Origin of the sequence: Rubrivirga sp. S365, assembly GCF_032248475.1 — a bacterium.
GTDB classification, from domain to species: Bacteria; Bacteroidota; Rhodothermia; order Rhodothermales; family Rubricoccaceae; genus Rubrivirga; species Rubrivirga litoralis.
This window is the reverse complement of sequence record NZ_JAVTTN010000001.1, coordinates 538516-562522: the sequence shown is the minus strand read 5'-3', so window position 1 is coordinate 562522 and position 24007 is coordinate 538516. Positions and strand designations below refer to the sequence as shown.

Here is a 24007-nt window from a genome sequence, read left to right as displayed (position 1 = left end):
GTCCGCATCCGGGGTCAGGCAGAAACGGGCAGGGCGGCGTCCGGTGCGGGCACGCGCGCCGACGGCTCGCCCAGGGCCGCGTCCAGCAGCCGCATCGTGTGGAGGTCGTGCGCCGGCGACCACGCGAACGGCTCGCCGCGGAGGAGGGCGTCGGCGAAGGCCTCGACCTGGAGCCGGAACGGGCTCGCCGCGCCGTCGAAGGGGACCGCCTCCGCCCCGCCCTCGTCGTCGGTGAGCGTGAGCGTGCCGCCCGGCGTCTGCCCCATCGTGTTGAGCGCGAGCGCCCGCGCCCGCGTGCCGACCACTTCGAGCTCGCGGCGCGGAAACGTGTCGGGGCAGTTGTAGGCGACGGACAGGTTGAGGAGCGCCCCGCCCTCGGTCCGCCCGACGAGGGCGGCGCCGTCGTCGACGGCGTAGTCATGGACCCGGCGCTGGAGGAGCGCGGCGACGTCGGTGATCGGCTCGCCCAGGAGGACCTGCGTGAGGTCGAGCCCGTGCGGGGCGAGGTCGAGGAACGCCCCGCCCCCCGCACGCTCGGGGTCCGCCCGCCAATTATCGTGTGGGTTCTCGTCGGGCGACCAGTCCGGCCCGGTCCAGCAGGCGTAGCGGATGCGGACGGCCGTGACGGTCCCCAGCGCCCCGCCCGCGATCAACTCGCGCAGGGCAACGTGGGCGGGGTGGAACCGCTGGTCGAACGCGGTCCCGTACGGCACGCCCGCCGCCTGCGCGGCGCCGAGCAGCGCCTCGGCCTCGGCGAGCGTCCGCGCGACTGGCTTCTCGCAGAGCACGGCCTTGCCCGCCGCCGCCGCCGCGCGCACCGGCCCGAGGTGCGCGTCGTTCGGCGTCGCCACGTAGACGGCGTCGACGTCGTCGCGCGCCAACAGTGCGTCGAGGCTCGTCGTCCGCTCCAGGTCGTGGTCCGGGAGGAAGGCGTCGAGGGCTGCCGCGTCGAGGTCGCACGCCGCGACCACGCGCCCGTTCGCGCTCGCCGCGATCCCCGGGCCGACGTAGTCGCGCGCGACCCACCCCGCCCCGACGACGCCCCAGCCGATCGTGTCGCCCATCACGACCCGAGCTCGCGGCGCTCCAGGTGGGCGACCGTCGTGCCGTCGCGCAGCACCTCGCCGTCCTCGGCGCCCGGCCCGCCCGCGAGCGGCGAGTCTGCGGCGACGGCCCCGTGCCCGCCCCGCTCGTAGCTGCCCGAGGGCGGGGTGGCGGGCGCGGGCGTGTCGGGCAGGGCGGGGCGGTCGGCCTCAGAAGGGTCGCTCTCCTCCCCCCGACGGGGGGAGGCCGGGAGGGGGGAGCTTGAGCCGACCGCCCCGCCCTCGCCGCGGGCGGGGTGGTCGAACGCGAACAGGCCGGCGGCGCGGAGCACGTCGCGCTGGAGGTCCTGGTAGAACCCGCCGTGGCAGACGTCGAGCTGGCCGGCGGCCGTGTCGCTGCCCAGCGCGTCGTCGAGCGTGAACCGGGCCGTGCGCGCGTGCCAGTCCATTTCGAGCACGCGGTCGAGCGCGTCGGCCGCGTGGAACGCCTGCGCCTCGGGCTCGGCGAACCGGGCCTCGCGCGTGAGCCCGAGCGCGTCGCGGACGAGCGACTGCAGCTCGACCGGCAGCGTGGCGACGGCCCGGTCGGTCGCGACGGTCGCCATCCGCGCGGTCAGGTCGTCGCCGATCAGCACGTCGCCCGCGTGGCCGGCGTCGGGGAGCGAGGCGTTGAACAGGTGGTGGGCGAGGCCCGTCAGGAACACCTGCGCCGGGTCCGCCCCGTAGTCCGGGGCCAGGACCACGCCGAACACGGCCGTTGCGAACGAGTGGTCGGCGTGGCTCTCGGCCGGCTCCAGCACGAGCCGCGGGAGGCCCGGGTGCGTGGCGCCCGCGCGCGGCTGGCGCACGAGGAGGTCCACGACGGCCGGCTCCTCGCCGTGCGGGAGCGCCCCGAGCGCCGCGCGGAGCCGCCCGCGGAGGCCGGCGTCGACCGCCCCGCCCAGGTCGTCGAACGCGCGGCCGAGCACGTCGAGCGCCTCGGACTCGTCGAGCCCGTGGGCCATCATCACGCCCGCGTTGAGGGCGGCCAGGCGGACCGCCGCGAGCGCCGCGGCCGTCTCGCTCAGCGCGACCGCCTCGACGGGCTCGCCGGCCGCGAGCCGCGCCCACGCACGCCCAAACTGGCGCTCGGCGAGCGACCGCGGCGAGCGCGCGTCGCGGACCCGCTTGAGGTCGCGGATCTGGCGGAGGAGGTCGACGGGCGGGGCGGGGCGGGCGGGGTGGCGGGTCACGCGGAGGGGGCGGAGGTGGACGACTCCGTACGCGCGTCGGCCGGCGCGGTGTCCTCGGTGAGCCCGTCGAGCCACGCGAGGAACGCTGTCTGCTGCCGGCCGAAGTCGTGCTCGGGCGTGCGGCCGGCGGCCGTCATCGGCCCCTTGAAGAAGACGCCCATCGGCTCGGCCACGCCGCCCCGCCCCGCCCGCGAGGCGAGGTCGAGGCACCGGGCGATGTCGAGCACGAGCGGGGCGGCCAGGATCGAGTCCTTGCACAGGAAGTTGACCTTGATCTGCATCCGCTGCCCCAGGAAGCCGACGAGGTCCACGTTGTCCCACGCCTCCTTGGCGTCGCCGCGCGGGCGGTAGTAGTTGATCTTGACCACGTGGTCCTCGACGGGGTAGCCCAGGATCTGGTCGAGGACGGTCCCCTTGGTCCCGATCTTCGAGGCCAGCGAGCCCGCCTCGCGGAGCGCCTCGCCGTCGCGGTTGCCCAGGATGTTGGTCGAGAACCAGCCCTCGACGCGGAGCGCCCGGTCGCGAAGGCCCGGCGCCATGAGCGTCTTGAGGAAGGTCTGCCCCGTCTTCCCGTCCTTCCCCGCGAGCGGCACGCCGCGCGCCTCGGCCAGCTCGACGAGCGCCGGCACGTCGGCGCCGACCGACGGCGTAAAGTTGCCGTAGGGGACGCCCTCCAGGACGGCGGCGTAGGCGTAGAGCATGGCCGGCGGGATCCGGTCGTCGCCGGCGTCGACGGCGGCCTCGAAGGCCTCGGCCGTCTGGAACACGTCGGCGTCGAGGTCCGGCGACGCCTCGGTCGAGGCCAGGTTGATGACGACCGCGCGGTCGAGCCCGTTCTCGCTCTGGAAGTCGCGGAGCGTCCGGCGCAGCTCGTCGACGACGTCGCGGAGGCCGAGGTCGGCGGCGTGGCAGTGCTCGCCGGTCACGCCCTGGCAGAAGCGGTCGTCGCCGTAGGCCGGCCACGGCGCGATGGCCGCGAGCGCGTCCCTGGCCGCGTCGTACTGCTGCGCGTCGAGCACTTTGTGGTGGAGCGCGGCCGCCGCGAGGTCGCCGTCGAACAGGTCCCAGCCGCCGAACACGAGCGACTCGTAGGGTGCGAGCGCCGCCGTCCGCTCGGGCGCGAGCGCCGCCAGCGGGAGCCCGTCGGTGCCGGCCGCGCCCTGGCGCATGAGCTCGACGCCGGCCACGGCCGTCGTCGCCACCGCCCCGCCCAAGCCGACGATGGCCACGCCGACACGGCCGGCGGGCGGGGTGGACAGGTCGGCGGGCTGCGCGGCGCCGTCGCCGGAGGGAGTGTCAGACATGGGCGGGGTGGGGGAGGAAACCGGGCGCGTCGTGCGCCCGCTGGATCAAGCGCCCGGCCGGCGCCTGCTGTTCCGGCGCCGGGCCGCGGGCGCTCGATGTGAGGAGACTCCTGACCGCCCCGCTCGGTCTCTCACGAGGGCGGCGCCCGCGCGTGCGGGGCGGGGCGTACGGCACGGGGCGGGGCGGGCGCCTTGCGCGCGCCGGGCGGGGCGGCGAGCTTGCGGCGCCCCCACCCGCTCCCGCACGTGCTCAACTACATCTGGGCCGGGCTCATCATCGTGAGCCTCGTCTTCGCCCTCGCCGCCGACGTGGGCGACCTGGCGCGCGACACGTACCGGAACGGGCAGGCGCTCCCGGTGACGGTCGCCTTCCCGGCCGGCTACGACGCCGACGCCGCGCGGCAGCCGGCGCTCCTGCGGATCGACGCCGACGCGTTCCGCCAGTTCTACGGGGCCGAGGGCGCGCCCGAGGCCGAGTACCCGGCCACGTTCCGGCGGACCGACGCGGGCTTCGAGATCCGCCTCGACGACGCCGACGCGCCCCTCCCCGCCCCGCTCGACGTCATCCGCGACGCGACGAACCCGAGCGACAACGTGCTCCAGGGCACGCTCGGGCCGACGTTGAAATTGGGCCGCGAGAACGCATACACCGCCCCGCCCGCCCCGAACCCGCCGACTCCTCAGCCGGTCCAGTCGTTCGATCCGGGGATGGAGGTCGTCTCGACCGGCCTCACGTTCGCGCCGGTCCGGTTCGTCAAGCTGGGCGACATCACGCAGGCGGCGCTCGACTTTGCCGAGACGGCGGTGACGATTGCGATCGGGCTCGTCGGCGTGCTCGTCCTGTTCCTGGGGCTGCTGAAGATCGCCGAGGACGCCGGCATCGTCCGGGCTGTGGTGCGGCTGGTCCGCCCCGTCCTCGGCCCGCTCTTCCCCGACATCCCCCGCGACCACCCCGCCATGGGCATGATCGCGCTCAACCTGGCGGCCAACGTGTTCGGGCTGGGCAACGCGGCCACGCCGTTCGGGATCAAGGCCATGGAGGAGCTCCAGAAGCTGAACCCCGAGCCCGAGACCGCGACCGACTCGATGGTCATGCTCCTGGCCCTCAACACGGCGAGCGTCCAGCTCATCCCGCCGCTCACGCTCATCGCCATCATCGGGATTGAGACGAACGCGGTCTACTTCCCCATCCTGTTCACGACGATGGGCTCGCTCGCCGTCGCGATCATTGCGGCCAAGACGCTCGGCCGGCTCCGCCGCTACCGCGAGACGGACCCGCTGCGGCACGGCCTGCGGGCGCCAGACGCCGCCCCGCCCGCGGCTGGGGGCGGGGTGGCCTGAGCCCGTCGCCGCCCCGCCCATAACCCGTCACTCGTAACCCGCAATGGACGCCTTCCGCGAGATCATCAGCGTGCTGTCCGTGTTCGTGCTCCCGGCGATGATCGTCGGGATCCCGGTCTACGGCCTCGTCAAGCGCGTGCCCGTCTACGAGTCGTTTGTCGAGGGCGGCAAGGAGGGGTTCGGCGTCGCCGTGCGGATCCTCCCGTACCTCGTGGCCATCCTGTTCGCGATCGGGATGTTCCGGGCGTCGGGCGCGATGGAGTGGCTGGCCGGCGCGCTCTCGCCGGTCCTCGCGCTCATCGGGATGCCGGCCGAGGTGCTGCCCATGGCGATCGTCCGCCCGCTCACGGGCTCCGGCTCGGTCGCCGTCGTGGCCGAGCTCGCCGAGCGCTACGGGACCGACTCGCTCGTCACGCGGATGGCCTCGACCATGTTCGGGTCGACCGAGACCACGTTCTACGTGATCGCCGTGTACTTCGGGGCCGTCGGCGTGAGCAAGACGCGGCACGCGCTCCCGGCCGGCCTCATCGCCGACGTCTCGGCCATGCTCTTCGCCGTCTGGCTCTGCCTGTTGTTCTTCGGGTAGCGGGTACGGGGTACGAGGTACGGGAGCGCTGCGGGTGTCACGTGCCGTACCCCGTACCGAGTACCCCGTACCTACGGACCCACGACGTTCAGCGCCAGGTCCAGCGTGTGGAGGTGGAGGCCGACGGCCGTCCCCACGTCGAGGCACCGGAGGCCGAGGCCGTCCAGGTGCGGGGCGAGGTCGTCGCCCTCGGCGGCGGCCTCGACGAGCGCGGGCGTCCGCTCGCGGAACCGCTCCAGGAGGGCGGGGCGGCCGGGCTCGCGGTCGTAGTCGGCGCCGAGGACGAAGAGCGGGAGCTCGGTGACGAGGCACAGCGGCGTCTCGGCCGCCCCGGCGGTCTGCGCCCCGCCCCGCCCCGCCCGGTTGCGGCCGGTGAGGACGGCGGTCTCCATGGACGAGAGGAAAAACCTGGCAGCGGTCTCCTCGTCGCCGCGCTCCAAAAAGTGCTCGCGCATGGCGCGGCCCTCGGGCGTCGTCCAGAAGCCGGGGCCGCCGTAGCGGAAGCCCTTCTCGGCGCCCCGGTCGTGGTCGTGGAGGCGGAGCCCGGCCTCGGCGGCGGCCCGCTCGAACCCCGCCTTTAGCGCGCCGAGGGCGGGGCGGTCGATCCAGTCCTTCTCGATCAGGAGAAGCGCGCCCTCGGAAAACGCCATCCCGTGCAGGCTCGCGTGGAGGGCGACCGGCGCGTAGGGGAACAGGAACCGGCTGGCGGCGGCGTTCTCGGGCCGCATCACCGGGTACCCGAACTCGACGTCGCGGCCGGGCGGCTCGCGGCGGCGGCCCCGCAGGAAGCGCCCGAGCGTCTGGGTGGGGCGGCCGGCGTCCCACGCCTCGATCCACGATTGGCGCGCCTCGCCGTCGGGGTTCACGTGGGGGACGACGCGGACCGTGAACCGCTCGAACAGGTCGCCCACCCCGCCCCCGTCGGCGCCCCAGCCGCGGGCGGCGAGCCCCTCGAGGACGAGCGTGCGGAGCGTCTCCGGCCCGACCGGCTCGTCGGCGTGGGCGCCGGCGACGAGCGTGACCGTGCGCGGCCCGTAGCCGAGCGTGACGCCGGCGATCGGGCGCCCCTTCTCGCTCCGCCCGATGGTCTCGAACTGGGCGAGGTCGGGGTTCGCCTCGCACGCCGCCCGCATCTCGTCGAACACCTCGTCGGAGGTGCGGAAGCGGGCGGGGCGGTCGAGGTCGGCGAGGCGCATCGGGAACGGCGGAAGGGGAAGGCGGAAAGGTGCCCGCCCCGCCCGTGCGGCACAACGGGCGGGGCGGAAACGGCCGGGCGCTCGCCCCGTTTCTCTACGACGCGCGACCGCCCCGCTCGCGGCGTGCGGGCGGGGCGGTCAAACGCGCGGGCAGGGCGGGGCGGCTCGTCATGGTCCTGACCCACTGACCTACCCGCTCACTGACCTACTGGCCCGAGGCGTCCGGCGCCGGGTCGGCCTCCGTCCGCTGGACGGGCTCCTCGCCGGTCGGGAAAAACTCGAGGGCCGCCGAGTTCATGCAGTAGCGCTGGCCGGTCGGGGGCGGGCCGTCGGGGAAGACGTGGCCGAGGTGGCCGTCGCACCGCGCGCACCGCGTCTCGGTCCGCGTCATGCCCAGGCTCCGGTCCACGATCTCGCGGACGTGCTCCGAGTCGACGGGCTGGAAAAAGCTGGGCCAGCCGGTACCAGACTCGAACTTCGAGCCGGACTCGAAGAGCGGGAGCCCGCACAGGTGGCACGCGTAGCGGCCCTCCTCCTTCGTGTGGAGCAGGAGCCCGCAGCCGGGCCGCTCGGTCCCGTGGTCGAGCAGGATGTGGCGCTCCTCGTGCGTGAGGCCGGCGTCCTCGACGGCGCGCTCGCGGGCCTCGCCGCGGAGCGGGGTCAGGTCGTAGCCGAGGGCAGACGTGTGGGATGCGGTGTCAGTCGGAGTCATCAGAAGGGGAGAAGATGTGGCGTCTAGACGCCGGTACGCCCGCACGTCTTTCCCCGATCCGCCGCCCCGCCCGTGCGGCGGCATCGGCAGAGTGGGACGTGGCGGCGCACGGGGCGGGGTGGCCGTCCGTCGCCCCTACGGCGCTTCCGCCCCGCCCGCCGCGAAGGCCCGCGCGCAGCGCTCGGCCCACGCCTCGGCGCCCGCGACGTCGGCCGGCGTCGGGCCGCCGTCGATGTCGTGGAGCGGCGCAGCCTCCGCCCCGCCCAGCTCTAGAAACAGGTCGCGCAGGCGGAGCGCCGCCGTCTGGTAGTACGGGTCGTAGTCGCGGTCGCCCAGCCCGACGACCCCGAACGCGGCGCCGTCGAGGGCGGGGCGGACGGCCTCCAGCGACTCGGCAAAGTCGACGGCGTTGTCGGGGTACGTCCCGTCCGACCACGTGCACAGCACGGCGACGAGCTGGCGGTACGCCCCCAGGTCCTCGGGCACGGCCTCGGCCATGTCGAGGACGTGGGCCGCGAACCCCAGGTCGCCCAGCCGCTCGGCCACGGCGTCGGCGACGACCTCGGAGTTGCCGGTCTGCGTGCCCACGAGCACGAGCACGTCGGGGTGGGCAGCGGTGAGGTCGAGCACGGCGGGCGGGGCGGCGAGCGGAAGGCGGAAGATGACCACCCCGCCCCGACTGGCGCGGGGACGAGGCAGGCGCGCGATTCATGGTGACCGCGCGGGCGGGGCGGGGCGGCAAGATCCGACCGCCCCGCCCCTCCGTAGTTGCATGCAACGCCGGAGATCACGCGCACCTGAACCCAAACCGACAACGCCCCACCCCGCCCGCGGCGCAGACGTGGGCGGGGCGGCGGATGTGCGTTTCCGTGTGAGGCCGCCCCGCCCGCACGAGCGGGGCGGGGTGGCCGGCCCTTCACCGTTGGCTGCGCCGGCCTGGCGGCTCAGCGTTCCCCTACCCCTCCGGGTTCAGGACCGCGTCGATCCGCGCCTGCACGTCGAGCAGGTGGTACCGCTCGGCCTGCTCGCCCGCCGCCGCGTAGCGAGGGAGCGCCCGGCGGACGTCGTCGGCAAGCGACAGGAGCGCGCCGCGCGCGAGCGGCCGAGCGTCCGAGCGCTCGATGCTCTGCGGGCGGTACCCGTAGGCCCGGTCGCGGAACTGCTCGGGGACCGACGACGGGTCCTCGGTCACGATCTCGCCGAGCCGCGCCACGAACGCCCGCTGGAGCGCGCGCCGGGCCGGGTCGATGGACCGCCCCGCCCCGATCTCCGCCCACACGCCGTCCGTCAGCATCGCCATCATCTCAGTTGGCTCGAAGGCGTCCTCGTAGAGCCACGCCGCCTCGGTCATGCGTCCCAGGCGGACCGGGTCGAGCAGCCGGTCGAGCGCCGTCTCCTGGAGCCGCTGGACGCGGTCGGCGATGCCGCCGGCCTCGATCCGCCCCAGGATCGCCGTGTCGAGCATCCACTCGGGCGTCGTGAACCCCTCGTCGACGAGGAACCGGACGGCCGCCCGCTGGCGCTCGGCGTCGACCGGCTGGTAGACCGCCCCGCCCTCGTCGGCGTACTTCGGGTCGATCGTCACCCCGCCCACGACGCGCGAGACGTGGCCGAGATAGCGCGCCCACTGGCCCGCCACCTGGCCGTAGAGCTCGTCGAGCTGCGAGTAGTCCTCGCCCTCCTCGACCGTCCACTCGCGCAGCCGTGGGACGATCCGCTTGAGGTTGGCGAGCCCCAGCGTGGACGCGTAGACGGCGTCGTCGCCCAGGTCCTCGGACTGCGAGCGCGGGTCGACCGGGTCGAACGTCTGCGCGCCGTAGCGGAACGCCGGGTCGTCGCGGTTCGCCATCACGAGGGCCTGGAGCTTCCGCCGCTCCTCGGCCTCGGTCTGGGCGTCGGGGAAGTAGCGGTAGCCCCACTCGACGGCCCACTTGTCGTACTCGCCCACGCGCGGCATGAGCTGGGTCACGCCGTCGCCCGGCTGGGCGACGTAGTTGAACCGGGCATAGTCCATGATCGACGGGGCCGTCCCGTGGGCCGCCGTGAACGTCGGGCTGCGCAGGCTGTCGACGGGGTAGGCCGTCGACGAGATCCAGTTGTGCGGGAGCCCCAGCGTGTGGCCGACCTCGTGGGCCGAGACGAACCGGACGAGCTCACTCATCACCTCCTGGCGGAACCGGGGCGCCCGCGCGTCCGGGTTCACGGCCGCCGTCTGCACGAAGTACCAGTTGCGGAGCAGGTTCATCACGTTGTGGTACCACCCGATGTCGGACTCCAGGATCTCGCCCGTCCGCGGGTCGTGGACGTGCGGGCCGTAGGCGTTTTCGGTCTCGGACGGGAAGTAGCGGATCGTCGAGTAGCGGGCGTCCTCGGGGCTCCACTCCGGGTCGTCGGGCGCGTCGAGCGCGCGGATCGCGTTCTTGAACCCGGCCTGCTCGAACGCCACGTTCCAGTCCTCGACGCCCTGCTTCAGCGGCGCCCGCCACTCGGTCGGCGTGGCGGGGTCGATGTAGTACGTGATCGGCGTGACCGGCTCGACGAGCTCGCCCCGCTCGTACGCCTCCATGTCGGAGGGCACGAGCCGCCAGCGCGTGACGTACTGGCGCTCCTCGGCCCGCTGCGCGTCGAGCCCGTAGTCGACCTGGTCGATCGTGAAGAACCCGACGCGCGGGTCGTAGCGGCGCGCCCGCATCTTGTCCTCGGGGAGCAGGACCATCGAGTGCGCCATCTCGACGGAGAGCACGCCGGTCGAGGCGTTCTCCGGCGGCTCCGCCGCCTCGTACGTCAGCACCGACCGGACCTCGACGTTGCGCGGGAACGACATGGCGCGGGCCAGGAACGAGCGGTCCGTGTCCAGCCGCCGCACCTTGAACTGCTCGCGGGCGCCCTGCGGAAGCCCGAAGACCGGCGTGTCGCCCGTGAACGCGTCGGTCAGGTCCACGACGACCGACGCCGAGTCCGGCCCGATGGCCTCGACCGGCACGCGCGCGATGATCGGCGCGAACTGGGCGTCCTGGACGGCCCGCGCGATCGGCAGGTCCGGGTCGGCGACCGACTGGTACTGGACCGTCCGCAGCAGGACGTGGTCGCCCTGGCGCTCCCAGCGGACGGCCTGCGTGTTCACCTTGGCCCCGCCGTACTGGAACCCCTCGGTCGTCTTCGAGACGCGGCTCACGACGAGCATCTCGGCGCCGAAGAGCGAGTCCGGGATCTGGACCAGCAGCTTCTCGCCGTCGTCTTCGAGGTGGACCGTGAACAGGCCGTCGTCGCTGACCGCCCCGCCCGTGACGACCTCGGCGAACGGCTTCATCCCGTTCTCCTCTTCCGCCCCGCCCCCGTCCGCTCCGTTCTCGGCGGGCGGGGTGGCCGTCTGGGTGGTCGCGCAGCCGGCTGCGAGGAGCGCGGCGGCGAGGAGGGTGGCAAGGCGGGTCATGGGCGTCGGGGCGTCGGTGGAAGGGCCGTCTCGTGCGGGCCGTCGGGTCGCGCAGTGTACCGCCCCGCCCGACCGCGCACCCCGCCCGGCGCGCGCGGCGGGGGCGGGGCGGCTAGAACGGGGCGTCGGTGGCCGGCGGCGGGAGCGGCGGCGGTCCGCCGTCGCCCGAGTAGCCCGGGCCGGGCGGGGGCGGGGCGGTGCCGGACGGGGGCAGCGAGAAGTCGTCGTAGCCGCCCGACGTGTCGCTTGCGAGGTACGAGTTGAGGTTCTCGAAGCGGGCGTACTGGTTCACGAACGCCACCTTGACGTCGCCGATCGGCCCGTTCCGCTGCTTCCCGATGAGGAGCTCGCCGAGCCCCTCGGTCGAGTTCCCGTTCTCGTCGACCGTGATCCCGTAGCGCTCGGCGCGGTAGATGAACATGACCACGTCGGCGTCCTGCTCGATCGAGCCCGACTCGCGGAGGTCCGAGAGCTGCGGCCGCTTGTCGCCGCCCCGCGTCTCGACGGCGCGGCTGAGCTGCGAGAGCGCCAGCACCGGCACGTCGAGCTCCTTGGCGAGCCCCTTCAGCGACCGCGAGATCTGGGCGATCTCCTGCTCGCGGTTCCCGCTCTGCGCCTGGCTCGTCCCGTGCATGAGCTGGAGGTAGTCGACGATGACGAGGCCGATCCCGTGCTCGGCCTTGAGGCGCCGGCACTTGGCGCGCAGCTCCAGGATGCCCAGGCCCGGCGTGTCGTCGATAAAGATGGAGGCGGCCGAGAGGCGGCCGGCGGCCCGGGCCAGCTTGGGCCAGTCGTCGTCGTGGAGCCGGCCCGTCCGCGCGCGCTGGGCGTCGACGCGGGCCTCGGACGTGAGCAGGCGCTGCGCGAGCTGCTGCGCGCTCATCTCGAGCGAGAAGTACGCGACGCCGGCCGGCTTGTCGGGGTGGAGCGCCGCGTTCCGCGTGACGGCGAGGCTGAACGCGGTCTTGCCCATGGATGGCCTCGCCGCGATGATGACCATGTCGGACGGCTGCCAGCCGCCGGTCATGGCGTCGAGCGACGAGAACCCCGAGGGCACGCCCGTGATGCCGCCCTCGCGCCCGTGGATGGACTCGAGGTGCTGCATCGTCTGGTGCACGACGGAGTTCATGTCCACGGCCCCCTTACGGAGCTGGGACTCCGAGATCTGGAAGATCTCGCGCTCGGCGTTGTCGAGCAGGTCGAAGGCGTCCGTCGTCGGGTCGAAGGCCTGGCCGACCACGCCGGTCATGGTCGTGATGAGCTTGCGGAGCAGGCTCTTCTCGGCGATGATCCGGGCGTGGTACTCGACGTTGGCCGCGCTCGCCACGTGCGTCGTGAGCTCCGTCAGGTAGTAGCCGCCGATGCCGTCGTAGTCGCCGCGCCGCTTGAGCTCCTCGGTGAGCGTGATGAGGTCGACCGGGTTGCCGCGCTCGAAGAGGGCCTCGACGGCCTCGAAGATCCGCTGGTGGCGGGGGTCGTAGAAGGCGTCGGCCGGGAGGATCTCGATGGCCTTCGGGATCGCCTCGCGCTCGATGAGGAGCGCGCCCAGGACCGACTGCTCGACCTCGGTCGCCTGCGGCGGCATCCGCCCCGCCTGCTGCTGCATCGGGAGCACGTTGAGCGGGCGCCGGCTCCCGCCGGTCATCCGCTCGATGGGGACGCCCGGCATCGACTCGTCGATGCGGAGCGGGCGCTGCTGGAAGTCGTCGGGGTCGGGCATGAGCGGGTAATGAGTGAGGGGTGACGGGTGAAGGGCGTCTTCTCATCGCCCTTTACTCGTCACTCATCACCCGGTAAGCTGGTCGTAGCGGGTGCGGAGGAGCTTGACGTCCTCCCACGTGGGCCGCTTCCACTGGGGGTTGCGGAGGAGCGCGGCGGGGTGGTACGTGACCAGGAGCGGGAGGCCGTAGAAGTCCTGGAACGTCCCGCGGAGGGACGCCAGCGACGACTTCTTCCCCAGCAGCCCGTTCCCGGCGCTCTTGCCGACGGCGAGGAGCACCTTGGGGCGGACGAGCGCGATCTGCTTGTAGAGGATCGGGATGTGGGCCTCGACCTCGTCGGCGAGCGGGTCTCGGTTGTTCGGCGGCCGGCTCTTGAGGATGTTCGTGATGTAGACCTCGGGGCGCTTAAAGAGGACGGCCTCCAGGATCTTGTCCAGGAGCTGCCCGCTCCGGCCGACGAACGGCTCGCCCTGGCGGTCCTCGTCGGCGCCCGGCGCCTCGCCGATGATCATGAGGTCGGCGTCGGGGTCGCCGGTGCCCAGGACCGGGTGGATCCGGTCGCGGTCGATGGGCACGAGCTCGGTCTCGTCGAGCCAGGCGTAGACCTCGTCGAGCGAGGCCATGTCGCGGAGCGGGGAGTCCTCGGGGATGAGGGCCTCGATGCGCTCGTAGGGCGAGAGGGCCTCGTCCTGGCTGGGGTCGGGGAGGGCGCCAAACAGGTCGGGCACGTCGTCGGGGGAAGCGGGGGCGTCGGGGGGCGGGGCGGCCTCCTGGGGCTCGGGCGCCGGAGTGGCCGCCCCGCCCCGCCGGGGCGTCTCGGGCGGGGCGGCCGTCGGGAGGTGACCCTCGGCTTGCCGTTGGCCGGCAGGAAGGGGGGGCTCGTCGGGGGCGGGGGGCGCGGCCTCTGCGAGGAGCGGCGGCTCGTCGTCGGGGGGCTCCCACTCGGGCCGCTCCTCGGCGAGGGCCGCCGCCGCGGCGGGCTCGGCGCCCGCGCGGTACCGCGTCGGCCCGACGATGGCGCGCTGGAGCGCGAGGAGGCCGCGGGCCTCTCGGAGCAGGTCGGGGAGAGAGGCGGCGTCGGCCACGGGCACGGTCCGGGGGGGACCGGTCAATGTATCGGGCGGGGCGGCCCTCCGCAACGGCGGTGGATAAGGGTGTGGACAACCCGCTCGACCTTCACCGCCCCGCCCCGCGGCGGAGGAGGGGCGGCAGGCACTACCCCACCCCGCGGCGGAGACGGAGGGGCTGCCGTACGGCACCGTGCAGGGAGGTACAGGGTACTCGGTACGAGGTACGCGAGCGCCGAGGTTAGATCGGGCCGTACCCCGTACCTCGTACCCGGTACCCACCCGGAGGGTGCTCCAGGCGCCACCCCGCCCGCAGAGCACTTCGAGCGGGGCGGGCACGGAACCGCCCCCTCCTCTCAGGCCCCGAGCGCCGCGCGGACGGCCGGCGCGATCCGCTCGGCCCAGGCGTCGTAGGCCGCTCCATTCGGGTGGAGGCCGTCGGCGGCGACGAGCGCACCCTGCTCCCGCGAGAGGGCCGTGACGTCGACCCACCTCGCCCCGGCGGCCTCGGCCTCGGCGCGGGCGGCGGCGTTGAAGGCGTCGACCTCGCGGCCGATCTCGGCCGGCGTCCGCACGGGCACGTCGGCGTCCTCGGGCGGGGCGGCGCCGTGCGGCGTGCGGCCCCAGTCGGGGATCGAGACGACGACGACGCGCTCCGCCCTGCCGGTTTGCGGTCCGCCGGTTTGCGGTCCGCCTGCGAGGGCGGCGGCGCGGGCGAGGAGGGTGGTGAACCGGGCGCGGTAGGCGTCGGCGTCGGGCCGCCGGTACTGGTCGTTCACGCCGATGAGGAGCGTCACGGCGTCGGCGGCTTCGGGCGGGGCGGCGTCGAGGGCGGCAGCGAGGTCCTTGGTCGTCCACCCCGTCTGCGCGACGACGGTGGGCGGGGCGACGTCCACCCCGCCCGCGCTCAGGGCGGCGGCGACCCGAGCGGGCCACGCCTCGTCGGGCGCGACGCCCTCGCCGACCGTGTACGAGTCGCCCAGGCAGAAGAGGCGCGTCACGCGGGCGGGGCGACGTCGTGCGCGGCGGCCTCGCGCGTGACCACGTCGAGGAGCGCCGCGGCAATCTCGGCCTTGGGCGCCGTCGCGATCTCGACGCGCTGGCCGCCCCGCCCGAGCAGCGTCAGGCGGTTGGTGCCGGTGCCGAAGCCCGCGCCCGGCTCGCCCTGCACGTTGAGGGCGATCCAGTCGAGCCGCTTCCGCTCCAGTTTGGCGCGCGCGTGGGCGTCGCCGTCGTGCGTTTCGAGGGCGAAGCCGACGAGCGTCTGGCCGTCGCGGCGGCGCTCGCCGAGCGCGGCGAGAACGTCGGGCGTGCGGCGGAGGCGGAGCACGAGGTCGCCCTCGCCCTTTTTCAGCTTCTGGTCCGAGGGCTCGGCCGGCGCGTAGTCGCTCACGGCCGCCGCCGCGACCACGAGGTCGGCCTCGACGGCGAGCGCGGCCGCCAGCATCTCGTCGGCCGTCTCGACGTCGACGCGCTCGACGCCGGGCGGGGTGGCGAGCGTGACCGGTCCCGCGACGAGCGTCACGCGCGCGCCGCGCCGCGCCGCGGCCTCGGCGACAGCGAACCCCATGGTCCCGGTCGAGCTATTGGACAGGAACCGGACCGGGTCGATGGCCTCGCGCGTCGGTCCGGCGGTGACGAGGACGCGGACGCCGGAGAGGGATGGGGGATGGAGGATGGAGGGATGAGCGCTCCCGCCCGGCTTTGGACCCTCTGCCCATCCCTCTTCATCCCTCCCCATTCCCGATCCCTCCCCGCCCCGCCCGGGCGGGGCGGCCAGCCACTCGCCGATCCGCCGCGCGAGGTCCTCGGGCTCCGGCAGGCGGCCGTCGCCGACGAGCCCCGACGCCAGTTCCCCGTGGGCGGGGTGGACGACCGTCACGCCGTCGGCCTGGAGCGTCGCCACGTTGCGCCGGGTGGCCGGGTGGCCCCACATGTCGTGGTCCATGGCCGGCGCCACCAGGACCGGGCACCGCGCCGAGAGCACGACGGCCGTGAGCATCGAGTCGCAGAAGCCGCCGGCCAGCTTCGCCAGCGTCTGCGCCGTCGCCGGGGCGACGACGACGCCGTCGGCCCAGAGCCCGAGCTCGACGTGCTTGGTCCACGCCGTCTGCGCCGCGCCGGCGTCGGGGAACAGCGGCCCGAGCACCTCGCGCCCGGCCAGCGTCGCGACGGTCAGCGGCGGGATAAAGCGGGCCGCCGCCGCCGTCATCACCGGCTGGACGTCCGCCCCGCCCTTGACGAGGCGCCGCACGAGGTCGGCGGCTTTATAGGCCGCGATGCTCCCCGTGATGCCGAGGACGATCTTTTTGCCTTCGAGCGGCACAGCGGGGCGGGGTGGAGCCGTCGCTCTTCGGGGGAGGACGCACCCCGTACCAAGTACCCTGTACCAGCTCTAGGCTCCGTCGCCTTCGCTGGCGGTCGGGTTGCGGAAGTAGAGCTCGCCGTCCTGGAGCTCCTCGATGGCCGCGCGGCTGGGCTTCGGCTGGCGCTCGTACTCGAGCGAGATGCGGAGCTGGTCCTCGTTCGAGCGGAGCTCCTCGGCCGGGTCGAGCGCGAGGTCCTCGAAGTAGCTCAGCCGCTGGTCGAGCTCGGCCTTCGTCTTCGAGGCGAGCTGGCGCGCTCGCTTCGAGATCACCGTCACGGTCTCGTAGAGGTTGCCGGTCTCGTCGGCCAGCTTCGTCGTGTCGAGGGTCTGGATCGCCATGGGTCGGAGGGGGAGCGGGTAGCTAGAGAGCGTACGCGCGGGCGGGGCGGGGCGGGGCTAAGAATCCAGGAAAGCGCGGACGCGCGCGGTCGTCTCGCCGACGGCCCGCTCCAAATCGTCGTTGACGACGGTCGCGTCGAACTCGTGGGCGTAGCCGAGCTCCATCTTGGCCCGTTCGAGGCGGACGGCGATCCGCTCCTCGTCCTCGGTCCCGCGCGCGTGGAGCCGGTCGGCGAGGGCGGCCAGGCTGGGCGGCTCGACGAAGAGCGTGAGCGCGGCGCCGCCGAAGAGCCGCTTCACGTTGAGCGCCCCCTTGACGTCGATGTCCAAGACTACGGCGCGGACGCCCTCGGCCCGCGCCGTTCGCTCGACCTCCTCGCGGAGCGTCCCGTAGAACCGGCCGGGGTAGACCTCCTCGTGCTCGACGAAGTCGCCGGCGCTCAGGCGGTGCAGGAACTCCTCGGGCGAGAGGAAAAAGTAGTCGACCCCGTGGGCCTCGGCCGGGCGCGGCTCGCGCGTCGTCGCGCTCACCGAGAACTGGAGGCCGGGCACCTCGGCCATCAGCCGCCGCGCGATCGTCGTCTTGCCGGCGCCGCTCGGGGCGGTGAGCACGAGGAGCTTCATGAGAACGCTGAACGATGAATGATGAACGACGAAGGGGCGGGGTGGGCGGTCTCGCTCGTCGAACACCCCTTCAGCATTCGCCGTTCAGCGTTCAGCGTTCAGACCACGTTCTGGACCTGCTCGCGGATCTTCTCGACCTCCTCCTTCATGGCGACCGCGAGCCGCGTGAGCTCGGCGTCGTTGGCCTTCGAGCCGACCGTGTTGACCTCGCGGCCGATCTCCTGGGCGAGAAAGTTGAGCCGCCGCCCCACCGGCTCGTCCAGCGCCAGCGCCTCACGGAACTGGCCCAGGTGCGACCGCAGGCGGACGGCCTCCTCGGTCACGTCGAGCCGGTCGGCGAGCAGGACGGCCTCGGCTTCGAGGCGGCCGGGTTCGAGCTGCCCCGCCGCCACGAACTCGTCGAGGCGCTCGTGGAGCCGCGCGCGGGCCTCCGCGGTCCGCTCCGGCGCCCGCGCCTCGACGGCCGCCGCCCCGCCCTCGATGGCGTCGGCGCGGGCGACGAGGTCGTCGCGGAGCGCCGCGCCCTCGGCCCGGCGCATGGCGTCGAGGGCGCCGAGCGCCTCGGCCAGCGCCGCCTGGACCGCCCGCCACCCCGCCCCGTCGTCGGGGGCGGGGCGGGCCACGAGCACGTCGGGCAGGCGGAGCACGTCGGCCAGCGTGACGGCGGCGGCGGCGAGCCCGGCGTCCTCGGCCGCCTCGCGGAGCAGGGCGCCCGCCGCGCGGGCCGTCTCGGCGTCCACGCGCAGGCCGCTCGCCGCCCCGCCCGCGCGGCTCAGCGACACGTGGACGGTCGCCGTGCCGCGCCCGATGGCCTCCTTTACGGTGGACTGCACCGCCGTCTCGTGCTCGGCCAGATCGCCCAGCCCGCGGACCGTGGCCTCGGCGTAGCGGCCGTTGACCGTGCGGACCTCGACGGTCGCCTCGGCGCCGTCAGCGGCGGCGCTCCCCCGTCCGAACCCGGTCATGCTGCGGATCATGGGGCGGGGCGGGGCAGAACGGGGCGGGGCGGTCGGTACGGAAGAGCCCCGGCCTGCGGGGCAGGGCCGGGGCTCCGTGCGGAGAGAGAGGGATTCGAACCCTCGGTACCGGAAACCGGCACACGCGCTTTCCAGGCGCGCCCCTTCAGCCACTCGGGCACCTCTCCGGGGAATGCGGAATGAGGAATGTAGAACGCGGAAGGGAGTCCGAGAGCCGCCCCGCCCGTCCTGACGGCCCCTTCACCATTCCGCGTTCTCACTTCCACATTCCTAGACCTTCATGATGTCGGCCTCCTTGGCCTCGAGCGTCCGGTCGATGCGGCCCGTGTAGCGGTCGGTCATCTCCTGGAGCCCGCCCTCGGCCTCGTACTCCATGTCCTCGGAGAGCGACTCGGCCCGCGACGTCTTCTTGATCTGGTCCTTGGCCGTGCGGCGCGCGTTGCGGATCGAGATTTTGGCCTCCTCGCCCTTGGTCCGGGCCGTTTTGGCGAGATCGCGGCGGCGCTCCTCGGTCAGCGGCGGGATCGAGATCAGGATCTGCTGGCCGTTGTTGGTCGGGTTCAGGCCCAGGTTGGCGTTCGCGATCCCGCGCTCGATGGCCCCGATCGTGCCCTTGTCGTACGGGGCGACCGTGAGGAGGTCGGCCTGGGGCGCGGCCACGTTCGCCACCTGGTTCAGCGGCATCGTGCTCCCGTACGCCTCCACGCGGACGCTGTCGAGCATCTGGGGCGCGGCGCGGCCGGCGCGGACCGTCGCGAGCTCGCTGACGAGGTGGTCGAGGGCGGCGTCCATCTGCATCTCGGCCTCGTCGAGGGCCTCCTGGAGCTGCGGGTCGATCATGGTGTGCGGGCGGGGTGGGGGGAGGAAAGCGCCCGCCCCGCCCGGACCGTCTGCTCCGGGGCGGGGCGGGGCGGGCTAGGCGAAGACGACGGGCTCGAGGTCGACGTCCCAGTGGACCGTCGTCCCGACGTTCTCGCCGCGCAGGACGCGCGTGAGGGCGCCCGGCCGGTTCATGTCGAACACGATGAGCGGGAGCCCGCCCTCCTTGGCGAGCGTGACGGCCGTGAGGTCCATGACCTGGAGGTCGCGCTGGATGACCTCGGCGCCGTGGATCGTGTGGTAGCGCTGGGCGTCGGCGTCAGTCTCGGGGTCGGCCGTGAACACGCCGTCAACGCGGGTGCCCTTGAGGATGACCTCGGCGTCGACCTCGGCGGCGCGGAGCGCGGCGGCCGTGTCGGTCGAGAAGTACGGGTGGCCGGTGCCGGCCCCGAACACGACGACCCGGCCCTTTTCGAGGTGGCGGATCGCGCGGCGGCGGATGAACGGCTCGGCGATCTCGTTCATGTCGATGGCCGAGACCAGCCGCGTGTCGAGGCCGACCGCTTCGAGCGCGTCCTGGAGCGCCATCGCGTTGATCATGGTCGCCAGCATGCCCATGTAGTCGGCGTGCGCGCGGCTCGACATCTGGGCGCCCTGCGGCGAGACGCCGCGGAAGATGTTGCCCCCGCCGATGACGAGCGCCACCTGGGCGCCGGCGTCGACGGCCTCCTTGACGTCGGCGGCGTAGCGGCCGAGGACGCCGTGGTCGATCCCGAACTCGCGCTCGCCGAGCAGGGCCTCCCCGCTCAGCTTGAGGAGCACGCGGCGGTATCGCAGGCCGCCGGTCGTCGTCGGGTGCTCGTCGTCGGCCTCGGGGGGCATGGGGGGCGGGGCGGCAGGACCAAAAAAGCCGCTCGGGCGGGGCGGCGGGGCACGCGGAAGGTACGCCGGCGCCGCGGCGCCGGGCAACGCGGCGGCGGCCGCCCCGCCCGAAATCGCCGCGTAGAGCGAGCCCGCCGGCGCCGTGGGCGGAGCCCAGCGGGGCGGGGCGGTTTAGCTTTGGCCGCCCCGCCCGCGCGCTCCGCGTTGCCCATGCCCGCCCCGCCCGCCGCCCCCGCCGACCCGCCCCGCCCCGGCGAGGGCTCGCGGGAGGTCACGCGCCGGGCGCTCCTGCGCGGCGCGCGGCGCCTGTTCTCCGAGCGGGGCTACGACCACGTCGGCGTCCGCGAGATCGCGGCGACGGCAGACGTCAACGCGGCGCTCATCAACCGCTACTTCGGGTCGAAGCTGGGGCTGTTCCAGGAGGCCGTCGCCGAGAGCTTCACGGTCGGCAACCTCCTCGTGGGCGACCGCGCCACGCTGGGCGACCGCCTCGCGCGCTACCTCGTGCGGCCCCGGCCGGGCGGCTTCGACCCGACGCTCGTGCTCCTCCGGTCGGCCGCGTCGCCCGAGGCCGGCGGCGTCCTCCGCGCGGCGCTCGCCGACGACGTCGCCGCCCCGCTCGCGGCCTGGCTGGGCGGGGCGGACGCCCGGGAGCGGGCCGGGCTCGTCGCGGCCGTCCTGTTCGGGTTCGCGCTCGGGCGCGACGTGGCCGCCGTGCCGGCCCTCGCCGACGGCGACCGGGCGGCGCTCGCGGGCCACCTCGGCGCCGTCCTCCAGCGCCTCATCGACGGGGCCTAGCGGGCGGGGTGGCGGGTCGGGGGCGTAGCTTGGCGGCTCTCCCCGACGCACGATGGGCTTTGACTCGAACGGCGCCCGCTTTCTCCTCTCGGCGCGCGAGCGCGGGGCCTCGTTCGAGCGGACGCTCACCCTCGGCCACCAAGACCTCCACCTCGCCCCCGAGGAGCGAGCCCGGATCCTGGCCGACTACGGGCTTGCCGACGCGCCGCTCACCGACGGCCCCGGCTTTCTCCGGCACCTAGGGGCCGACGACGTCGCCGCGCTCGACGTGTCCGACTACGAAGGCGCTCGGATCCTGCACGACCTCAACGAACCCGTCGGCGAGGAGCACAAGGCGCGGTACTCGGCCGTGATCGACGCGGGGACGTTGGAGCACGTGTTCAACTACGCCGTCGGGCTCAAGAACGCGATGGAGATGGTGGCCGTGGGAGGCCACCTGATCACGATCAACCCGGCTAACAACTTTCTGGGCCACGGATTCCACCAGGCCAGCCCGGAGCTTTTCTTCCGGGCGCTCTCGCCGGCCAACGGGTACGAGATCGGCCGGGTGGTGCTGGCCGAAGAGGGCGGCGGCTGGTACCAGGTGACGGACCCGGCATCGGTGCGCTCTCGCGTCCAGATCGTCAACGAGCGGCCCACGTTCGTCATGGTCCAGGCCCGACGCACGGCCGACGTGCCGGTGTTCGCCGAGTGGCCCCAGCAGAGCGACTACGCCATGATCTGGGCCGACCATGCGGGCGAGCGGACCGCCGGCCAGAGCCCGCTCGTCCACGGCCTCCGGCAGCGGCTCCGTCACATCGGGCCGGTATGGCGGACGCTCCGGGCGCTCAAGACGACCGTCGCCGCGCCCGGCGAGCGGCGGCGGCGGTCGTTCCAGAACCGGACGCACTTCCGCCCCGTCGATCGCTGACGGGCGTCGACCACCCCGCCCCAAACGGCGCCACCCCGCCCGGGCAGCGCCGGGCGGGGTGGTCAGGACGTCGTCGGCGGAGAGGCGGCCGCGCCTCGTGCGAGCGGGCAGCGGGCAGGTCGCCCGCCCCGCCCGCATCCGTCACCCGCCGAGGGCGAAGCGGACGAACCGGCGGAGCTCGGCGTCCTGCTTTTTCAGCATCTGCTCGACGGTCATCGAGGAGTCTTTCACGAACGGCTGCTCGACGAGCACGTTGTCCTTGAAGTACCGCGTGAGCTTGCCCTCGGCGATCTTGTCGAGGATCTGGTCGGGCTTGCCCTCGGCGCGGGCCTGCTCGCGGCCGATCTCGCGCTCCTTGTCCTGCGTCTCCTGCGAGACGTCGGCGCGCGTGGCGGCCACGGGGTTCATGGCCGCGGCCTGCATCGCCACGTCGCGGCCGGCCTCGGCGAGGTCGCCCGAGCCCGTCATCTCGACGAGCACGCCCAGCTTAGCGCCGGGGTGGATGTAGTCGACGACGGTCCCGCCGTCCTGGGCCTCGACGGTCTCGAAGCGGCGGACGTCGATCTTCTCGCCGATCTTGCCCGTCATGGCCGTCAGCGCCTCGCCGAGCGGCTGGCCGTCGACCGGGACCGCCTGCGCGGCGTCGAGGTCGGCGGGGCGGGCGTCGAGGAGGGCGTCGGCGACCTTCTGGGCGAACGTGACGAACTGGTCGTTGCGGGCAACGAAGTCGGTCTCGGAGTTGACCTCGACGATCACGCCGACGTCGCCGCTGTCGGTCGTCGCGGTCACAATGGCGCCCTCGGTGGCGTCACGGTCGGAGCGGCTGGCGGCCACCTTCTGGCCCTTTTTGCGGAGGATGTCGATGGCCTGGTCGAAGTCGCCGTCGGCCTCGACGAGCGCCTTTTTGCAGTCCATCATGCCCGCGCCGGTGGCCTCGCGGAGCTGCTTTACGTCTTGTGCGGAGATTGCCATGTCGGTCGGTCTGGAATGTCGGATGCGGGGTCGGGCGGGGCGGACCCGACGGGCACGTAGCCCCGAAAGCGAGACGGGGACACGACGGGCCGGGCGGCGCGGCGTGTCCCCGTCGGGCGGCGTGGGCGGCCCCGGCGGAGCGGCCCGAGGGCGGGGTGGAGCCCTCTAGCTGTTGTCGGTCTCGGCGTCGGCGAGCGTGACGACCTCCTCGGTCCCCTCGGTCTCGTCGTCGCCCTTCTTGGCCGTCTCCTCGGCCTCGGCGGCGCGCGTCGCGGCCTCGGCGGCGGCCTCCTCGCGCTTGGCGAGCCCGGACTGCCGGCCCTCGATGATGGCGTCGGCGATGACGCGCGTGAACAGCGCCACCGACTTCATGGCGTCGTCGTTGGCCGGGATCGGGAAGTCGACGAGGTCGGGGTCGACGTTGGAGTCGACGAGGGCGATGACCGGGATGCCCAGCTTGCGGGCCTCGTCGACGGCGATGTGCTCGCGCTTGACGTCGACGACGAAGAGGGCGCCGGGCACCTTGTTCATGTCGGAGATGCCGCCGAGCACGCGCTCGAGCTTTTCGAGCTCGCGCGAGCGCATGAGCCGCTCCTTCTTCTTGAGCCCGGCGACGGAGCCGTCGGCCTCCTCGCGGCGGAGCGTCTCCATGCGCCGGAGGCTGCCGCGGATGGTCTGGAAGTTGGTGAGCATCCCGCCCAGCCAGCGGTCGACCGCGTAGGGCATCCCGCACCGCTCGGCCTCCTCGCGGACCACGTTCTGAGCCTGCTTCTTGGTGCCGATAAAGAGGATGTTCCGGCCCTGCGACGCGAACCGCGCGGCGGCCTCGGCGGCCTGGTCGAGGAGCGTCTGGGTCTGCTTGAGGTCGAGGATGTGGATCCCGTTCCTCTCCATGAAGATGTACGGGGCCATCTTCGGGTTCCACCGGCTCGTGAGGTGGCCGAAGTGGGCGCCTGCGCGGAGCAGGTCTTCGATCGGAAGGCGGGCCATGTTGGCTGTGGGCAGTCGCCGGCCGCGGAGGGCCGGGCGGGGTGGTTGGGGCCTCCCCCGCCGTCGCTCGCGCGGCCGACCCGCCCCGCCCGAGGGCGGTCCGACCGGTCGGTCGGCGGGCACCCGGCCGCGCGTCGGGCGGGGTGGGGGATGAATGCAGTACGGGGTACCAGGTGCGGGGTACGAACTCCGGGAGCGGCGTACCGAGTACCCTGTACCTCGTACCCGCGAAGCCTAGCGCTTCGAGAACTGGAACTTCTTGCGGGCCTTGGGCTGGCCGGGCTTTTTGCGCTCGACCATGCGGGGGTCGCGCGTGAGGTAGCCGGCGTCGCGGAGCGGCTTGCGGAGGTCCTCGTTGAAGTCGATCAGCGCGCGGGCGATGCCGAGCTGGATGGCCTCGGCCTGGCCGGTGAGCCCGCCGCCCTTCGCGTTGACGAGGACGTCGAACTGGCCGCGGAGCTCCGTCAGGTCGAGCGGGGCGGTGGCGGCGCGCTGGCGGATCTCGGTCGGGAGGTACTCCTTGAGCTCGCGCTTATTGACGACGACGTTGCCGGAGCCGGGGCGGAGGTAGACGCGGGCGACCGACGTTTTGCGGCGGCCGACGGCCTGGTACTGGGTTGCCATAGATGCGGGGTACAGGATACAGGGTTCGGGGTACAGTCCGGCGTGGGCACGGGGGCGGGGTGGCCGCGC

Annotated in this window: 23 protein-coding genes and 1 tRNA gene; 4 read left to right on the top strand and 20 right to left on the bottom strand. The window is 73.8% G+C overall.

Annotation, left to right across the window (positions count from 1 at the left end; all coding sequences use genetic code 11):
• Nucleotides 1-14: 14 nt before the first annotated feature.
• The 3 genes from RQM47_RS02515 to RQM47_RS02505 are packed head-to-tail and all read right to left on the bottom strand — an operon-like array spanning nucleotide 15 to nucleotide 3534.
• Nucleotides 15-1064 (bottom strand): Gfo/Idh/MocA family oxidoreductase, encoded by a 1050-nt coding sequence (locus tag RQM47_RS02515; protein ID WP_314007270.1) that lies wholly within the window; start codon nucleotides 1062-1064, stop codon nucleotides 15-17.
• The gene (locus RQM47_RS02510) at nucleotides 1064-2275 is read right to left on the bottom strand and encodes an HD domain-containing protein (RefSeq protein WP_314007268.1); all 1212 of its coding nucleotides are present in this window, start codon (nucleotides 2273-2275) and stop codon (nucleotides 1064-1066) included. Before RQM47_RS02510 ends, RQM47_RS02515 begins: the two co-directional genes overlap by 1 nt.
• The gene (locus RQM47_RS02505) at nucleotides 2272-3534 is read right to left on the bottom strand and encodes an inositol-3-phosphate synthase (protein WP_409945949.1); all 1263 of its coding nucleotides are present in this window, start codon (nucleotides 3532-3534) and stop codon (nucleotides 2272-2274) included. Before RQM47_RS02505 ends, RQM47_RS02510 begins: the two co-directional genes overlap by 4 nt.
• Nucleotides 3535-3825: 291 nt before the next feature.
• Here RQM47_RS02505 and RQM47_RS02500 point away from each other — a divergent pair, with 291 nt between their 5' ends.
• Together RQM47_RS02500 and RQM47_RS02495 are read left to right on the top strand one after the other, a co-directional pair.
• Entirely contained in the window at nucleotides 3826-4920 is a 1095-nt protein-coding gene (locus RQM47_RS02500) for a nucleoside recognition domain-containing protein (RefSeq protein WP_311662854.1), read from the top strand.
• 43 nt (nucleotides 4921-4963) lie between these two features.
• Nucleotides 4964-5506 (top strand): spore maturation protein, encoded by a 543-nt coding sequence (locus tag RQM47_RS02495; protein ID WP_311662855.1) that lies wholly within the window; start codon nucleotides 4964-4966, stop codon nucleotides 5504-5506.
• Nucleotides 5507-5577: 71 nt separating this feature from the next.
• Here the strand turns inward: RQM47_RS02495 and RQM47_RS02490 are convergent, their stop codons facing one another.
• The 14 genes from RQM47_RS02490 to pyrH all read right to left on the bottom strand — a co-directional run bounded on the left by RQM47_RS02490 (nucleotide 5578) and on the right by pyrH (nucleotide 19644).
• Nucleotides 5578-6702 carry a M14 family zinc carboxypeptidase gene (locus RQM47_RS02490; protein ID WP_314007265.1) on the bottom strand — a complete coding sequence of 375 codons (1125 nt, stop codon included), beginning with the start codon at nucleotides 6700-6702 and terminating at the stop codon, nucleotides 5578-5580.
• Nucleotides 6703-6907: 205 nt separating this feature from the next.
• The gene (gene msrB / locus RQM47_RS02485; protein ID WP_314007262.1) at nucleotides 6908-7414 is read right to left on the bottom strand and encodes a peptide-methionine (R)-S-oxide reductase MsrB; all 507 of its coding nucleotides are present in this window, start codon (nucleotides 7412-7414) and stop codon (nucleotides 6908-6910) included.
• A gap of 135 nt (nucleotides 7415-7549) precedes the next feature.
• A complete protein-coding gene (locus tag RQM47_RS02480) occupies nucleotides 7550-8044 on the bottom strand; it encodes a flavodoxin family protein (protein ID WP_314007259.1) in 495 nt (164 codons plus the stop codon).
• Between the two features lie 325 nt (nucleotides 8045-8369).
• Entirely contained in the window at nucleotides 8370-10847 is a 2478-nt protein-coding gene (locus RQM47_RS02475; protein ID WP_314007257.1) for a zinc-dependent metalloprotease, read from the bottom strand.
• A gap of 112 nt (nucleotides 10848-10959) precedes the next feature.
• Complete coding sequence (gene dnaB, locus RQM47_RS02470) at nucleotides 10960-12567, bottom strand: replicative DNA helicase (RefSeq protein ID WP_314007255.1); 1608 nt, start codon at nucleotides 12565-12567, stop codon at nucleotides 10960-10962.
• A 66-nt stretch (nucleotides 12568-12633) separates the two neighbouring features.
• Nucleotides 12634-13653 carry a uracil-DNA glycosylase gene (locus RQM47_RS02465; protein WP_314007252.1) on the bottom strand — a complete coding sequence of 340 codons (1020 nt, stop codon included), beginning with the start codon at nucleotides 13651-13653 and terminating at the stop codon, nucleotides 12634-12636.
• Between the two features lie 338 nt (nucleotides 13654-13991).
• A complete protein-coding gene (locus RQM47_RS02460; RefSeq protein ID WP_314007249.1) occupies nucleotides 13992-14636 on the bottom strand; it encodes an SGNH/GDSL hydrolase family protein in 645 nt (214 codons plus the stop codon).
• Entirely contained in the window at nucleotides 14633-15961 is a 1329-nt protein-coding gene (locus RQM47_RS02455) for a bifunctional phosphopantothenoylcysteine decarboxylase/phosphopantothenate synthase (protein ID WP_314007246.1), read from the bottom strand. The genes RQM47_RS02460 and RQM47_RS02455 overlap by 4 nt, the downstream gene beginning before the upstream one ends.
• A 69-nt stretch (nucleotides 15962-16030) precedes the next feature.
• Nucleotides 16031-16342 (bottom strand): DNA-directed RNA polymerase subunit omega, encoded by a 312-nt coding sequence (locus RQM47_RS02450; RefSeq protein WP_311662864.1) that lies wholly within the window; start codon nucleotides 16340-16342, stop codon nucleotides 16031-16033.
• Nucleotides 16343-16399: 57 nt separating this feature from the next.
• Nucleotides 16400-16966, bottom strand: a complete 567-nt coding sequence (gene gmk / locus RQM47_RS02445) for a guanylate kinase (protein ID WP_314007245.1) — start codon at nucleotides 16964-16966, stop codon at nucleotides 16400-16402.
• Nucleotides 16967-17064: 98 nt separating this feature from the next.
• Nucleotides 17065-17943: a YicC/YloC family endoribonuclease gene (locus RQM47_RS02440; RefSeq protein ID WP_314007243.1), complete on the bottom strand. Its 879-nt coding sequence runs from the start codon at nucleotides 17941-17943 to the stop codon at nucleotides 17065-17067.
• A 79-nt stretch (nucleotides 17944-18022) separates the two neighbouring features.
• Nucleotides 18023-18110: transfer RNA gene (locus tag RQM47_RS02435), tRNA-Ser, on the bottom strand.
• Nucleotides 18111-18213: 103 nt separating this feature from the next.
• Complete coding sequence (gene frr / locus RQM47_RS02430) at nucleotides 18214-18783, bottom strand: ribosome recycling factor (RefSeq protein ID WP_311662867.1); 570 nt, start codon at nucleotides 18781-18783, stop codon at nucleotides 18214-18216.
• Nucleotides 18784-18858: 75 nt separating this feature from the next.
• On the bottom strand, nucleotides 18859-19644 hold the full coding sequence (gene pyrH / locus RQM47_RS02425; RefSeq protein ID WP_311662868.1) for a UMP kinase: 786 nt from the start codon (nucleotides 19642-19644) through the stop codon (nucleotides 18859-18861).
• A gap of 210 nt (nucleotides 19645-19854) precedes the next feature.
• Here pyrH and RQM47_RS02420 point away from each other — a divergent pair, with 210 nt between their 5' ends.
• Together RQM47_RS02420 and RQM47_RS02415 are read left to right on the top strand one after the other, a co-directional pair.
• Nucleotides 19855-20442, top strand: a complete 588-nt coding sequence (locus RQM47_RS02420) for a TetR family transcriptional regulator (protein WP_314007241.1) — start codon at nucleotides 19855-19857, stop codon at nucleotides 20440-20442.
• 52 nt (nucleotides 20443-20494) lie between these two features.
• Nucleotides 20495-21352 carry a hypothetical protein gene (locus RQM47_RS02415; protein ID WP_314007240.1) on the top strand — a complete coding sequence of 286 codons (858 nt, stop codon included), beginning with the start codon at nucleotides 20495-20497 and terminating at the stop codon, nucleotides 21350-21352.
• Between the two features lie 141 nt (nucleotides 21353-21493).
• On the opposite strand, the gene tsf is transcribed toward RQM47_RS02415, so the two are convergent.
• The 3 genes from tsf to rpsI form a co-directional block, all read right to left on the bottom strand.
• A complete protein-coding gene (tsf, locus tag RQM47_RS02410; protein WP_311662871.1) occupies nucleotides 21494-22324 on the bottom strand; it encodes a translation elongation factor Ts in 831 nt (276 codons plus the stop codon).
• 165 nt (nucleotides 22325-22489) lie between these two features.
• Nucleotides 22490-23314, bottom strand: a complete 825-nt coding sequence (gene rpsB / locus RQM47_RS02405; protein WP_314007238.1) for a 30S ribosomal protein S2 — start codon at nucleotides 23312-23314, stop codon at nucleotides 22490-22492.
• Between the two features lie 234 nt (nucleotides 23315-23548).
• The gene (rpsI, locus tag RQM47_RS02400) at nucleotides 23549-23938 is read right to left on the bottom strand and encodes a 30S ribosomal protein S9 (protein WP_311662873.1); all 390 of its coding nucleotides are present in this window, start codon (nucleotides 23936-23938) and stop codon (nucleotides 23549-23551) included.
• Between the last annotated feature and the right edge of the window lie 69 nt (nucleotides 23939-24007).